The following is a 14,124-nucleotide window of genomic DNA, read 5'->3' on the forward strand; positions in this document are numbered from 1 at the left end:
TATGCCGCTGTGTCAATCAGTGGCCATCGCGAGGTCGCCTTTGGCAGTCGCTCCAGACCTCGCGCATCAATTGCTTGAGCATCAGCGCCTCCGCCCAGCGATCAGTGATGTCGCGTCCATCGGCACCCGTAATGGCATAAGGCGGTGGGCCGAGTTCACAGGTGAAGGACAAGCTGTCGGGCGTGTTCGGTCGGGCCAGCCAATCCTCGATCCCATAACGCCACCAGCCCAGGAAACGCTCCAGCCAGGGTCGATGCTGGGCGAAGCTCAGGGGCACCTGGACCTGTTCGCCGTTGGCGACACGCCCATGAAAACCCCAACTGTGGCGCAGGATGGTCTGGATCTGTTCGTCGTCCTCGGCGGTGGCCGGGTCTGGCAGTTCGCGGCCCACGACATAGTGGGACAAGTCGGCCAACAGTTTGAGATCGGGCATTTCAGCGAGAATGTCGAGGGTGAACAACAGGTCGCTGGTGAGGCGATAACGGTGGGTTTCCAGAAGGACAGGAAAGTCCACCTGCTCGGCCAGATGCTGCCAGCCTTCGATCAGCTCGATAGCTTGCTTAAGCGTGCGCGGCCTCACGTCTGCTTGCAGCGTGAGGTGGTGGCAGCCGTAGCGGGACGCGACATCGATCGCTGCCGCCAGATCATCCACGGTGCGGGGGAACACCTGACCTTCGATTTGCAGGCCCTGCGCCTTGGCGGCGGCATGCAGGCGCTCGGCATGTTGCGCCACCCAGAAGTGGTCGGTGATGCCGTCGAAGCCGGCGGCAGCGATTTTCTCCAGTTGCGCTTCCAGGGGAAGGTCGCATTGGCCGCGGTGATCTTGCATGGCCCACAAGGACTGAAAGACCAGGAATTCACGCATATCAGTTCCTCAACAGTTGTTTGAGCGGTACATCGGCGTCGGCCAGAGCGTTCACCGAAAGGGGGTTATGTTGGGCAATCAGTCGTTCGCACAGTTTGATGTCCTTGGCGATGCTATTCCCCTCGCCCCAGCCGCAAGCGCCTTGCAAACGTTGTTCGGCATCGAGGTAAAACAACAGGAAACCGCCACCGGGAGTTGTCCGGCTCGCGGTGGGTTGTGTGTTTGCGATCACGCCCACGATCTGCAATCCCCAGTCGTATTGATCGGACCAAAAACCGGGAATGACGTCGAAGGGCAACTCGCCGCCCAACAGATTGAGGGCGGCGTGACGACCTTGGGTCTCGGCGTTGCGCCAGGTTTCCTGACGTTGGAAAACGCCTTGTGGGTGCAGCCGAAACTCACAGACATCGCCCGCCGCAAAGATGTCCGGCGCACTGGTGCGCAGTTGGGCATCGACGCGGATGCCCTGGCCGACCTCAAGTCCTGCAGCCGCGGCCAGTTCAGAATTGGGTTGCATGCCGATGCCTACCACCACCAGGTCGCAGGGCAGCCACTGGCCGTCGACCAGTTGCACGGACTCAACGTGAGTAACGCCCTGCACTGCCTCAATGGCCACATTCAGCCGGACATCCACGCCCTGACTGCGATGCAGTTCCTGTAGGACACTGGACAGTTGCTCCGGCAACACCCGCCCCGCCAAACGCGGACCGGCCTCGAGCAAGGTCACCGTACAACCCAAAGCGCGGGCGGTGGCGGCGACTTCGAGTCCGATGAAGCCGCCGCCGATGATTACCACCCGGGTGTCAGGCTGCAACGAAGCGCGCAGTGCCAGGGCCTCGTCATGGGTGCGCAGATAAAGCACGTTGAGTAGATCCTCGGGCACCGAGGCGAGTCTGCGCGACCGCCCTCCCGTCGCTAATAACAGACGGGTGTAATGCAGCCAACTGCCGTCGGCCAGCTGCAGACGATGCTGCGGCGGATCCAGGCGTTTCACCGGGTTGCCGGCCACGTGTTCGATGTCCAGATCGGCGAGCTGGGCGGTGTCGCACAGGCTGTAACCCGCCAGATCGACCGTGCCTTGCAACAGCCCCTTGGACAGCGGCGGACGTTCATAGGGCGGGTGGGACTCGTCGCCTATCAGAATCAGGCGACCGCTATAACCTTCGCTGCGCAAGGTCAGGGCCGCGCGGCCACCCGCATGCCCGGCGCCGACGATGATCAATGGAGCATTGGCAGGATTCATGGCACAGACTCCGTGCAGTTAAACCGTGATGGCGAGCAGCACACGCCCCGCCTCGACCCGGACTTCATAGGTCTTGAGGTTGACGCACACCGGTGCGCCAAGGGCCTTGCCGGAGCGGTAGTCGAAACGTCCGTTGTGCTTGGGGCACTCAACGACATGCTCCATCACCAGGCCATCGGCCAAGTGGATGGACTCATGGGTACACAGGCCCGCGGTGGCGAAAAACTCGCTGTCGGCGGAGCGGTAGACGGCATAGGTGTGCTGGCCATGGTCGAAGCGAATGACATCTTCTTCGTCGATATCGCCCACGGCACATACATCGATCCATTGATCGGTCATGGCGTTTTCTCTTGTAGTGGTACAGACAGGAAGGTGTCAGGCCGGCGTTACTTCAGGCTCTGCCTGGACGTTGGCGGCCGGCGCTGCGCGTTGTGGCAAAGGGCGACTGACGAAATAGGTCGGGTCTTTGCGCTGCTTCCAGATGGTCGGGATGATTTCCTTGAAGGCCTCGAACAGGCTGGTGTAAGGCGGCGGGCAGTCGTGGCGAATCTCTTCGTGAAGCTGCGCCAGCGCATGAAACGGCACCATTGGATACATGTGGTGCTCAAGGTGATAGTTCATGTTGAGGTACATGAAGCGCAGCACCGGGTTCATGTAAATCGTGCGGCAGTTGCTGCGGTGATCGAGTACGTCCTCAGCCAGGCCGACATGCTGCGACAGCCCGAACAGGTAAGATAGCCAACCGCCATAGAGGGTCGGCAGACCAATAAACATCAGCGGCAACCAGCTCTGCATGTACAGCGCAGCGCCCACGGTAAGCCCATAAATCACTAGCCAGACGCGTGCATCCCTCACCACCTTGGGCCATTCGGATTCGGGGATGAACGTCTGTTCTTCTTCACCCATCCGCCCTACCGCATGCTTGCAGACTGACCACATCGTGTTCAACGCGTAAGGCATTCTGAACAGGCTCAGCACCATATTGATCAGGCTTGGCGGACGTGGTTCGACGATCTCCGGATCGCGGCCGACGATAATGGTGTCGGTGTGGTGCCGTGCGTGGCTCCAGCGCCAGACTTGGGGTTCGAACATGAACATGAAGCTCGACAGCTGGTAGACCCCATCATTCATCCAGCGGGTTTTGAACGCTGTACCGTGACCCGCTTCGTGCCACCGGGCATTGGACGCCGTGCCGTAGAGCAGCCCGTAGACGAAGAAGAACGGAACGCAGGCCCAGGAGCCCCAGAACCAGTAACCGCCGAACCCGGTCACGACCATCGCCGACAGCCAGATCGCGGTATCAAGCAAGGCCGGGCCATCGCGGCGCTGCATCAATTCCTTCATGCGTTTACGAGAAATGGGGGATTGGTACCAGCTTGCCGATACCAGGCCTTTTTGCGCCGCTCGGGCGGCTTCGGGGCCGGTCAATCGATAATCCCGAGGCATGGGTTTACCGGGGTTTTCAAAGGCTGCGTTTTGTTCAGGCATCTTATTGTTCTCCGCAAGCTTGATTGTTTTAGGCACTTGCTTCGATGCGGGATTACATCGCTGGAGAAAATATAGAGAGCGCAGAAATCACCCTCAAGCCCTTGAATACATTCCCTATCAAGCTATCATCCAGGCCCATTGAAGCTTGATAGTTTTCTATCAAAGCGTTTGCGGGGGCCGCCATGAACAACAACAAACGCCCAACCATCGCCACCGTTGCCGAGCACGCTGGCTTGAGCGTCGCCACCGTGGACCGGGTGCTCAACGCCAGGGCTCCGGTCAACCCGGACACCGCCGAGCAGGTATTCCAGGCCGCCGAAGCGGTCGGTTATTTCGCTGCCAGGCTGATCGGTCAGCGGATCCGCGAACGTCGTCCCACCTATCGTTTCGGCATCCTCTTGCTCGGCACCGCCCAGGCGTTTTATGGCAACGTGGCCACCGCCATCACCGAAGCGGCGCAGCGTCAGGCTGGTGCCAACCTGAGCATTCAATTCGAGTACGTCTTCGATCGCACGCCCAGGGCGATCATTGCCCAGATCGAACAACTGGCGGTGCAGTGCGATGGTCTGGCGGTGGTCAGCTTCGCGCATCCGCAGATCAATGCCGCCATCGCGCAGATCAGAGAGGCCGGCGTGCCGGTGATCGCGCTGCTGTCCGACATTCATGAGACGGCGGATGAGCCTTACGTCGGCCAGGATAATCACGAGGTTGGGCGAACCATGGGTTGGCTGATGGCTCACACGTGTGGCGCCCGCAAAGGCAGCGTCGGGGTGTTGCTCGGCGGCCACCGTTTTCTTGGCCATCAGGCGCGGGTCGAGGGGTTGCGCAGCTACCTGGCGGAGCGCGCCCCAGGGTTGCGGCTGCTGGAAGCGGTGATCAATCTGGACAATTGCGACATCACCGAAGAGGCGACGCTGGACCTGCTGGCACGGCATGACGACTTGCGCGGTTTGTGCGTGGTCGGCGGTGGCGGCGACGGGGTCATCAATGCCCTGTCGCAGTTGCCGAAGCAGCCGTCACTGTGCTGCATTCTGCAGGAGTCGACCGAGCTGTCGCGACAAGCCCTGGATCAGGGATTGATCAGCCTGCTGATCGACTCCCAGCCGCGATTACTGGCAACCTCGCTGGTCGATTTGCTGGTCGAGCTGCAGACCACGCCGGACTTCGATCCGATACGGCATCGAATCCATGTTCCATTGCAGATCATCACCTCAGAGAACGCCCGACACTGACGGTGTGAGCCCCCCATCAGAGGTTGGGTTCCGAACGAAAAGCATCGGCACTCAGCCCGAATCGATTCATCTTGTTGTACAACCCGCCACGAGAAACATTCAGTTGCCTCGCGGCCAGGCGAATGTTGCCGCGGGTATCCCTGAGGGCCGCGATGATCGCATTCATTTCATGGGTGCCGAGGTCCAGGGCAGCCCGGGGTTCGGGCACACTTCCCGGCGCCGGCTGACGTAGCCTTTGCTTGATCTCAAGCGGTAGATCACCCGGCTGGATCAGTTCGGTTACCGCCAGATTGGTCGCGCGCTCAATGGTATTTTCCAACTCGCGAACATTACCCGGCCAGCTATAGGCCGAAAGAATATCCAATGCCTCTGGCGAGATGCCCTGCACCGATTTACGCAACGATCGGGTGCAACGATTAAGAAAGTGTCGCGCCAGCAATGGAACATCTTCCCGACGCATCCGCAGCGGCGGAACCGTCAGGTTCAACACATTGAGCCGGTAGTAAAGATCCTCACGGAAGGCGCCATCGGCAACCGCCTGGCTCAGGTTGCGGTGGGTGGCGGCGATGATGCGTACATCCACTTGCTGGGATTTTTTTGCGCCCACACGAGTCACCTCACCTTCCTGCAAAACGCGCAGCAGGCTGACTTGGGCATCGAAAGACATGTCACCGATTTCGTCGAGGAAGATCGTTCCGCCATCGGCCAGTTCGAACTTCCCGGCAGAGCCTCCACGGGCCGATCCGGTGAAGGCGCCCTCGACATGACCGAACAGTTCGCTCTGCACCAGATCTCGCGGAATGGCCCCGCAATTGACCGCCACAAAAGGACCGCTGCAACGCTCGCTGGCATTATGGATTGCCTGGGCAAACAGCTCCTTGCCGGTACCGCTCTCACCGAGGATCAGCGTGGTCGAGTCACTGCGACTGGCAATCCGTCCCAGGTGCAACACGTCTTGTATGGCTCGCGAATTGCCTTGAATGGTCTCGAAGGTGTAGCTGGCTTGAGTGCCGATAATCCGCCGGGTAATTTCCCGGATGCGCCTGTTCTCGCGCAACGAAACAATGCGCCCACCCTGCTCCAGTGGGCACACCGACACCAGACACGCCAAGAGGCTGCGATCATGCAACTCAAACGTGCAATCCAGATCTCTTATCCCTTCATACTGCTGCCCTTCCCCGCCGCGCAGCAGAATCTCATCGGTCAGTTCGCTCTGGCCCAGACGCTGGAAGGGGCTGCCCAACAGGTCCCGGCCGACGCGGAACAATTGCCGAGCATAGCGGTTGAGCGCCTTGATGCAGCCCCGCTCATCCAGCACCACAAGGCCCTCGTTGAGCACTTCGAGAACGGTGTGCTGTTCTTCCAGCAGAGCTTGAAGTGCCATCTGCCGCGAGACCGCTTCGGCCGCCGCCTGGACGGTGCCCAGGGTATGGAAATGAAACCAGCCCGGCTCGGCGGTCAAGGTCAGCATGGCCAGCGTCCTGCCCTGCGCATCCCTGATCGGCGCGGCAGCACAATGCATGCGTCGCCGACGCAGGCCGATCCCGAAGTTTTCCTCGGCCAGCACATACACCAGGCGATCTTCGGCAATCGCCAGCCCGGTGCAGTTGGTGCCCTGCACCGACTCCAGCAGTCGACTGCCCACAGGCGTGAGGTCCAGGCCGCAGAAATACAGGGTCGTGCCTACTGCATCGGTCAGATTGATATGGCCCCTGGGGTTGTAAGCCAGCAATCCCTTCATGACCTCCGCCGCCGCGGCAATCAAGGCGCGATTGGCCGCAAGCGTTGCGGCCAGAACAGCCGGGGCGACAAACCGGTATTCACCATCATCAGGATCGAGGCCGGCACTAACGCTGCGCAGCCAAGAGTCCCAGATAACCTGCCTGACCCCCGCAGGTCGATCGATGCGCCCTTTGAGGCAAGCCAGCCAAGCCTGGTCCAGCTCGGCGATCGGTCCTTCGTTCAACGATGCAGGCCCGAGCGCGGTGATGTAATCGAGGTCTTGCGGGCTGAAGGCTGTTAGCTGTGGGTTCACCATCATCGATCCGCTTCTATGTTCACGTTTTAGACATGTCAGTGTAGACATGTCATGTGAATGAACACATCTTTCAATCAGTATTAATTAACTCCTTAAATATCAGTCGTTTATACATTGGCACAGCCCTTGCTCTCTTGATTTACGCCAGCGAGAACATTCCTGCTGCGAGTCATTGAACAACAATAAAAGGGAGTCATTTCATGAGTACGTCCAAGATCATCCGCCTGGGTCTCATCGGTGCTGGCCGCATGGGCAGCTTTCACGGCCTGACTGCCGCCAGACACATTCCCGGCGCCTGCCTGGCCGCCATCGCCGACCCTACACCCGGTCAAGCCGCGCGCCTGGCCGCAGAGTTGGGTGTGCAACGGGTCTATACCGATCCACAGCAACTGCTCGATGACCCGGAAATAGACGCTGTCTTGATTGCCGCCCCCGCCCGCAGCCATGCCGAACTGGTGATCAGTGCGGCCCGGGCCGGCAAAGGCGTGTTTTGTGAAAAACCCATGGCCATCACCCTCGATGAGGCCGACCGTGCCATCGCCGCAGCCGCCGATGCGCGCGTGCCGCTGCAGGTCGGCTTCAACCGCCGCTTCGCCAAAAGCTTCCGGGCCGCCCACCTGGACGTGGTCGCAGGCCGTATCGGTACGCCGCAACTGCTGCGCTCGCTCACCCGCGACCCGGCGCTGAACAATCCAGCCGCCTCGCCGCAGTGGGTGATTTTCCTCGAAACCCTGATCCATGACTTCGATACCCTGCGCTACCTCAATCCCGGTGCCGAAGCGGTCGAAGTTTTTGTCATGGCCGATGCCCTGATTGCACCGGACTTCAAGGACAAGGGCTTCCTCGACACCGCCGTGGTCACGATCCGTTTCGACAACGGCGCCATCGCGACGGCCGAGGCCAACTTCCAGGCCGTGTATGGCTACGATGTTCGAGGGGAAGTCTTCGGCAGCGCTGGCATGCTGACCATGGGCAGCCTCAATGACTCTGACCTGGTGCGCTATCTGGCCAATGGCATCCAGGCCGACACCCAGCGCCTGGACACCGACCTGCTGCGTGATGCCTATGTGGCCGAACTCAATCACTTTGTCGACTGTCTGCGTACCGGTGAGAAACCGCTCGCCAGCGGCGAAGATGCCCGGGCAGCACTGGCCATTGCCCGCGCATGTATCGAGTCGTTCCAGCAGGGCAAACCTGTGCGCGTGCAAGGAGCCCATTCATGAGTTTCACACCGTTCAAACTGGCGATCAGTGCCGAAATGGTCTTCCTCGACTTGCCGTTCACAGAGCGCGTCAAACGCATTCACGCGCTGGGTTTCAGCGCTGAACTCTGGGACTGGACGAAGAAAGACATTCCGGCCCTTGTCGCCACGGGCGCTGACTTCACCTCCATGACCGGCTACATCTCGGGCAACCTGACCGCCCCCGAAGACATCCAGCACCTGCTCGACAGCGCACGAGAATCGCTGGCCGTCGCCGCACAACTGAATTGCCCGAGTCTCAACCTGCATGGCACTGGCCTGGGCGACCAAGGTTTGCCGGTCAAACCCGTGGCCCACACCACCGGACGCATGTGGCTGAGCGCCTGCAAGACCCTGGAAAAAATCGCTCGCCTGGGCGAAGACGCAGGCCGGGTATTCTTGCTGGAAAACCTCAATACCGAGGTGGACCACCCCGGCACTCCCTTCGCTCGCGCCGACGATACCCTGGCGCTGATCGAGGCCGTGGGCAGCCCTCATTTGAAGATGAACCTGGACCTTTACCATGCCCAGATCGGCGAAGGAAACCTGATCGAACTGATCCAGCGCGCAGGCAGCGCCATCGGGGAAATCCAGGTTGCCGATGTCCCCGGCCGCATGGAACCCGGCACCGGCGAAATCCATTATCCGGCCATTGCCAAAGCCTTGTTCCGCATGGGATACACCGGTGTCGTCGGGCTCGAGGGCTGGGCCAGCGGCGACAGCGAAGCGGCACTTGAACGCTTTCGACAAGCCTTCACGCTGGATTGAGGACCCTGGCGCTCTCGACGGGTTTGATTCAGAGAGCGCCAGAAACACCACGTTTGATCTTGATGAATTTCAACTCATAACAAAAAGGAAAAACCATCATGCGTCGCTGCACACTTCTTTTTGCCACGCTGTTATTCCTCTTCAGCCAATGGGCCGCTGCCAGCTATCGCATTGGCGTCAGCATTGCCAGGGTTGACGACAACTTCATGACCTATGTGCGCAGCGGCCTGGAAGATGCCGCCAGGAAGGAAAACGTCCAGATCCAGTTCGAGGATGCCCAGGGCGATGTGGTTCGCCAGCTCAATCAGATTCAGGGCTTTCTCGGCCAGAAAGTGGATGCCGTCATCGTCCTGCCCGTGGACACCGCCGCCACCGCCAACATGACTCGCGCCGCCGTCGAAGCGAAAATCCCGCTGGTCTACGTCAACCGCCATCCGGACGAACGCGTCCTGCCCAAAGGCGTGGTCACGGTGGCGTCCAACGACGTTGAGGCCGGGCAACTGCAAATGCGCTACCTGGCCGACAAGATGGCGGGCAAAGGCAACATCGCGATCATCATGGGCGACCTGGCGCAAAACTCCACGCATGACCGCACCGAAGGCGTCAAACAGGTGCTCAAGGATTATCCCGGGATCAAGATCGTCGAACAACAAAGTGCCGAGTGGCAGCGCAACAAAGGGATGGACCTGACCAGCAACTGGCTGCTGGCCGGCACCGGCTTCGATGCCATCGTTGCCAACAACGACGAGATGGCCATCGGCGCCGCCATGGCACTGCAGCAAGCCGGCAAAGCCAAGGGCGAAATTGCAATTGTCGGCATCGACGGCCTGCCTGACGGCCTCGCGGCCATCAAGCGCGGAATGCTCGTAGCCTCCGTCTTTCAAGACCCCAAAGCGCAAGCGACCAGCGCGCTGCAAGCGGCCATCAAAATGATCAAAGGGGAACCGGTCGAAACGGATGTCTGGGTGCCCTTTCAACTGATCACGCCGGAGCAGGTAGCAGTGTTTGAGCAGCATTATAAATAGGGTCAAACGGTTGCGTGGTTAATCGAGTTGATTGCTGACCATGTTGACGGGCAGCAATCGACCATTACCCGACATCGCGGTCGTGGCCGGGCGCCCTCGCACCGTGCGCCGCGACCTACTCCTCAAAACGCCCCGTGCCCTCACGATCACGCTCGTATCGTCGCGTGAGCGGGAACGGCGGCAACCAGGATTCTCGACGGATAATCCAGCTTTCGTAGGTTGGCGTCAGTTGGTCAGGGGAATCCAGGGATCCCAGGTTCACTTCGATTTCGTCACCGGTGCGGGCGAAAACGGAGGAGCCGCAGCGGGGACAGAAAAACCGCCCGGCATAGTCGCGTGTTTCGCCCTCGATCATTACCGCGTCCTGAGGGAATATCGCGGAGGCGTGAAACAGCGCCCCATGATGTTTGCGGCAATCGAGACAGTGACAAAGACCGACCCGGTATGGGAGGCCCGACGCCTCGATTCGGACGTTGCCGCACAGGCAACCGCCGGTGAATCGGTCCATGCTGCGTCTCCTCTCATCAAGCGATGGTTGTGACCTTGCAACGCCAATTATCGAGTGGTTGCGAAAATAGTAGCGAAGCCACCGCCATGGGTCGACTAATCTAAGTAGAGCACAAGCACAAACACGCCTCTAGCCTCAGGGGAAACGGGATGACCAGAAAAACAGCGCACCAATGCTCGTCATGGGTCCTGCCCTCCCTGCTCGCCATCAACCTGGCGCTGATGGCGGGATGTGCAGGCAAAGCTTCCACGGCTCGCTATTCGGCCTCAAACATTGGCTCAAGCTGCTACGCAAAAGCGATACCCACTGCCGGCGAAGGCGGCCTGGCGTGGGGCGATACCTTGAGCATGGCTCGCAAAAAATCCATGGATAATTGCATCCGCTATGCCGGCCGATCCGGTGGTACGCCCAATACCTGCCAGGTGGTGTTGTCGGAGTGCAAAAATTAATAAAGCGTCATCGAAGCGGTCCATTCTGTTCGCGGTCAATCGCCTAAACAAACGCCAGTCGGTCATGACCGAGAGCACTGAATAACACGCCATTTTGGAGAACCCAGAGATGATCAGCAAAAACACGATTTGTCTTTGGTACGACGGCTCCGCGCTGGAAGCAGCGACGTTCTACGCCAAGACGTTCCCGGACAGCGCTGTGGGAACCGTCCTTCACGCGCCTGACGACTATCCGGCGGGCAAACAGGGCGATGTCTTGACGGTCGAGTTCACGGTGATGGGCATCCCTTGTCTGGGGCTGAACGGAGGCTCGGCGATCAAGCACAACGAGGCTTTCTCGTTCCAGGTTGCGACCGACGACCAAGCCGAGACGGACCGCTTGTGGAATGCGATTGTCGGAAACGGCGGCCAGGAAAATGTATGCGGCTGGTGCCAGGACAAGTGGGGACTGTCATGGCAGATCACACCACGGGTTCTGACAGCTGCGATAAACGATCCTGATCGAGCAGCGGCCAAGCGCGCATTCAACGCCATGATGGAAATGGGCAAGATCGACATCGCTGCGATCGAAGCGGCTTTAAAGGGTTAACCCGTTGGAAGAGGTCCGTACTCGAACTGGTGCTGCTCAACGGCGAGTCGGTGGGCGTCGAACGTATGATCTTAAACAGTAACCGGCTGGCGGTGTATCCCAAGTTCGAAGCGCTGGGCATCAGCCCGCTGCTAAAGGTTCGTGCGCAACCTTTATAGGTGCTGCTATAGGTGCTGCGCTTTGCAACCAGGAGGCCCTTCTGATCATTTTGAGCGGCCCGCAAATTTCTGAATCAGATGAGTCGAGCCAGAGACGATGAGTAAATCGCCCGGCAAGATCAGGGTGCCAGGCGTGGCATGCTGGAAGTCTTCGTTGGCGCGCTTGAGCCCTACAACCGTTACGCCATATTTTTCACGAATATTGGCGTCGGCAAGTGTGTTGTTTTGAGTCGGCAGCGGGGCGTGAATTTTGGCGATTGCAAAGCCGTCATCAAACTCGATGAAATCAATCATCCGCCCGGTAATGAGGTGCGCGACACGTTCCCCCATATCCGCCTCCGGGTAGACAACGTGATGGGCGCCAATACGTTGAGCAAGATGTCCATGTTCGGCATTCAGTGCTTTGACCCAGATATCCTGGATGCCCAGTTCGGTCAACGCCATGATGGTCATCAGGCTGGCCGCCAGGTCGGTACCGATCCCCACGATAGCATGGGCAAAGTCGGCAACGCCCAGTTGGCGCAAGACCATGAGGTTGGTGGCGTCGGCCTGGACTGTGTGAGTCAAGAGATCAGCCCAGTCATGGACAGGTTCAGCATCCCTGTCAATGCCCATGACGTCATGGCCCAACCGCGTCAACGATTGGGCCACAGAGCTGCCGAAACGGCCGAGGCCGATCACCACAACGCTATCGCCTTTAGAAAAAGAAAACTGCTCCGTAAACAGAAACTTAGCCAACAATTGGATGCTCCTCTGGATAGCGATAAGGCATGCGGTGCTCGCCCAGTGCCAGTGACGCCGCAAGCGTGATGGTGCCGACCCGCCCGACATACATCAGCAGAGTCAGCATCAATTGGCTCGATTCAGGTAGATTGCCAGTGATTCCGGTGGAAAGGCCGACCGTGCCGAACGCAGAGATGACTTCGAATATGATCTGGTCAGTGGGGAAATCAGTTTCGCGCATGATAACCAGCGTCCCCAACACAATCATGGCACTGCCAAGCATGAGCACCGTGATGGCTTGGCGTTGAGCTGAGGCGCTGACTCTCCGGCCAAATGCCTCACTGTCACTGTGGCCTCGAATTTCAGCAATAATCAGTATGGCCAGGATGGCGGCGGTACCGACTTTGACACCACCAGCGGTTCCCGCACTACCACCCCCCACAAACATCAGGAAGTAGTGCATTGCCCAACTCTCTTGGGTCAGCGCGCCAATATCAATCGAGTTAAACCCGGCTGTACGTGCAGAAACAGAAGCAAATGCCGCCGAGAGAACTTTATCGGCAAACGGCATCGGGCCGAGTGTTGCCGAGTTGGACCACTCAAACACCAGCAAAGTGAAAAAACCGCCCAGCAGCAGTATTGTCGTGCCAATCAAAGTGAGCTTGGTATGCAGTGACCAATGGCGGGGATCGTTAAATCTGCTACGCAAGTCATGCAGGACGGGAAAGCCGATGCCACCGATAACAATTGCGGTCATGACCGGTAGCAAGATAGATGCATCGGTGGCATAGCGCATCAGGCTGTCCGGATGGATGGAGAAGCCCGCGTTATTGAATGCCGATACGGCATGAAACAGACCGCTCCACGCTGCTTCAGCCCATGACAGGTCATAGGCCAGGTGTAATCGGAGGGTGAGCGACAGGGCAATAATGAGCTCCAGAGCAAACGTCACTACCAGCACGAGTTTGGCCACGCTGGCAATGTCGCCCAACCCTAATGAGCGTGACTCGAACTGGGCGACCATTTTGGTGCGCAAACGAAAGGAGCTATTGACCATCAAGCCCAGCAAGGTCGCCACAGTCATCATGCCGAAGCCGCCTAGCTGGAACAGCAGAAGAATCACCGACTGACCAAAGGTTGACCAGTAAGTACCGGTGTCCACCACTACCAGCCCGGTAACGCATACGGCCGATACCGCTGTAAAGAATGCAGTTATCCAAGGCGCAGCATTACCTTCGGCGTGGGATATCGGGAGCATCAAAAGAGCGCTGCCGACGAGTATTGCGGCCAGAAAAACCAAAGCGACAGCTCTGGCTGGATGAAGCAATGATTTCATTTAATGGTCGCCAGCAAGGTCGGGAGGCATGGGCGAGTGCTTACGCGCATCGAGGGCCGCTTCTCAAAACAGGTACATCGGTAGCTCACAGGCTATTCCAGAACATAACCCTGCATGCCGGGCGCGAACCCGGGAGCAAGAGGCTCTTTTCTGCAAGAGCCGAGTCAGGTACCGGATGCTACCCCGAATTCGATATCTACATGTATTGCACGGCTGACTGCGGGGCGAAAATTTACTATTTTTTTACGCGCTGCCGATCCCTTTGTATCGAAGCTTTATGCCAATCACTCAAGAAAGGTGATAGCCATGTAGGAGGCTCGGGGGCAGGTGGAAGAACCTTTTCTTTTGCCCTTGTGTCGCTGGTCCAAACGCAAGGAAAAGCACGATGTACGCACTGTTGATTCTCGATATGCAGGTTGGACTCAGTATTGTGTCGACGGCACCTGCCGCGCGGCAGGTCGC

The 14,124-nt window shown here is 59.0% G+C and carries 14 protein-coding genes and 1 pseudogene; 7 read left to right on the plus strand and 8 right to left on the minus strand.

Translation table 11 applies throughout. The features are described from left to right. Nucleotides 1-16: 16 nt before the first annotated feature. From MMG91_RS02395 to MMG91_RS02410, 4 genes are read right to left on the minus strand one after another with little or no spacing between them, the layout of a single operon-like run. Entirely contained in the window at nt 17-865 is an 849-nt protein-coding gene (locus MMG91_RS02395; protein ID WP_305449349.1) for a sugar phosphate isomerase/epimerase, read from the minus strand. A gap of 1 nt (nt 866) precedes the next feature. Continuing rightward, the gene (locus MMG91_RS02400) at nt 867-2,108 is read right to left on the minus strand and encodes an FAD-dependent oxidoreductase (protein ID WP_310658609.1); all 1,242 of its coding nucleotides are present in this window, start codon (nt 2,106-2,108) and stop codon (nt 867-869) included. Nucleotides 2,109-2,126: 18 nt separating this feature from the next. Further along, nucleotides 2,127-2,447 (minus strand): MocE family 2Fe-2S type ferredoxin, encoded by a 321-nt coding sequence (locus tag MMG91_RS02405; RefSeq protein ID WP_123359818.1) that lies wholly within the window; start codon nt 2,445-2,447, stop codon nt 2,127-2,129. Nucleotides 2,448-2,483: 36 nt separating this feature from the next. After that, entirely contained in the window at nt 2,484-3,596 is a 1,113-nt protein-coding gene (locus MMG91_RS02410; RefSeq protein ID WP_310658610.1) for a fatty acid desaturase family protein, read from the minus strand. Nucleotides 3,597-3,778: 182 nt separating this feature from the next. On the opposite strand from MMG91_RS02410, the gene MMG91_RS02415 reads away from it, so the two are divergent. Beyond that, nucleotides 3,779-4,828, plus strand: coding sequence for a LacI family DNA-binding transcriptional regulator (locus tag MMG91_RS02415; protein ID WP_310658611.1), 1,050 nt, complete (start codon nt 3,779-3,781; stop codon nt 4,826-4,828). Between the two features lie 16 nt (nt 4,829-4,844). Here the strand turns inward: MMG91_RS02415 and MMG91_RS02420 are convergent, their stop codons facing one another. Next, on the minus strand, nt 4,845-6,866 hold the full coding sequence (locus MMG91_RS02420) for a sigma 54-interacting transcriptional regulator (RefSeq protein WP_310658723.1): 2,022 nt from the start codon (nt 6,864-6,866) through the stop codon (nt 4,845-4,847). Nucleotides 6,867-7,066: 200 nt separating this feature from the next. Here MMG91_RS02420 and MMG91_RS02425 point away from each other — a divergent pair, with 200 nt between their 5' ends. From MMG91_RS02425 to MMG91_RS02435, 3 genes are all read left to right on the plus strand, one after another. Continuing rightward, nucleotides 7,067-8,089 carry a Gfo/Idh/MocA family oxidoreductase gene (locus MMG91_RS02425; RefSeq protein ID WP_305449345.1) on the plus strand — a complete coding sequence of 341 codons (1,023 nt, stop codon included), beginning with the start codon at nt 7,067-7,069 and terminating at the stop codon, nt 8,087-8,089. Further along, complete coding sequence (locus MMG91_RS02430; RefSeq protein ID WP_305449344.1) at nt 8,086-8,874, plus strand: TIM barrel protein; 789 nt, start codon at nt 8,086-8,088, stop codon at nt 8,872-8,874. The genes MMG91_RS02425 and MMG91_RS02430 overlap by 4 nt, the downstream gene beginning before the upstream one ends. A gap of 98 nt (nt 8,875-8,972) precedes the next feature. After that, on the plus strand, nt 8,973-9,899 hold the full coding sequence (locus MMG91_RS02435) for a sugar ABC transporter substrate-binding protein (RefSeq protein WP_052962983.1): 927 nt from the start codon (nt 8,973-8,975) through the stop codon (nt 9,897-9,899). Nucleotides 9,900-10,014: 115 nt separating this feature from the next. Here MMG91_RS02435 and MMG91_RS02440 read toward each other — a convergent pair whose 3' ends face one another. Next, nucleotides 10,015-10,407 (minus strand): GFA family protein, encoded by a 393-nt coding sequence (locus MMG91_RS02440; RefSeq protein WP_310658612.1) that lies wholly within the window; start codon nt 10,405-10,407, stop codon nt 10,015-10,017. A 149-nt stretch (nt 10,408-10,556) separates the two neighbouring features. On the opposite strand from MMG91_RS02440, the gene MMG91_RS02445 reads away from it, so the two are divergent. From MMG91_RS02445 to MMG91_RS02455, 3 genes and pseudogenes are all read left to right on the plus strand, one after another. Then, nucleotides 10,557-10,856 (plus strand): hypothetical protein, encoded by a 300-nt coding sequence (locus MMG91_RS02445; RefSeq protein WP_310658613.1) that lies wholly within the window; start codon nt 10,557-10,559, stop codon nt 10,854-10,856. Between the two features lie 109 nt (nt 10,857-10,965). Continuing rightward, nucleotides 10,966-11,445, plus strand: a complete 480-nt coding sequence (locus tag MMG91_RS02450; RefSeq protein WP_310658614.1) for a VOC family protein — start codon at nt 10,966-10,968, stop codon at nt 11,443-11,445. A 20-nt stretch (nt 11,446-11,465) separates the two neighbouring features. After that, nucleotides 11,466-11,600, plus strand: a pseudogene (locus MMG91_RS02455) (twitching motility protein PilT); the annotation flags it as partial. A 48-nt stretch (nt 11,601-11,648) separates the two neighbouring features. Here the strand turns inward: MMG91_RS02455 and MMG91_RS02460 are convergent. Together MMG91_RS02460 and MMG91_RS02465 are read right to left on the minus strand one after the other, a co-directional pair. Next, the gene (locus tag MMG91_RS02460) at nt 11,649-12,344 is read right to left on the minus strand and encodes a TrkA family potassium uptake protein (protein ID WP_310658615.1); all 696 of its coding nucleotides are present in this window, start codon (nt 12,342-12,344) and stop codon (nt 11,649-11,651) included. After that, the gene (locus MMG91_RS02465; RefSeq protein ID WP_310658616.1) at nt 12,334-13,662 is read right to left on the minus strand and encodes a potassium transporter TrkG; all 1,329 of its coding nucleotides are present in this window, start codon (nt 13,660-13,662) and stop codon (nt 12,334-12,336) included. The genes MMG91_RS02460 and MMG91_RS02465 overlap by 11 nt, the downstream gene beginning before the upstream one ends. Nucleotides 13,663-14,124: the final 462 nt, after the last annotated feature.

Source organism: Pseudomonas sp. JL3 (assembly GCF_031570575.1).
Taxonomy (GTDB): Bacteria; Pseudomonadota; Gammaproteobacteria; order Pseudomonadales; family Pseudomonadaceae; genus Aquipseudomonas; species Aquipseudomonas cucumis.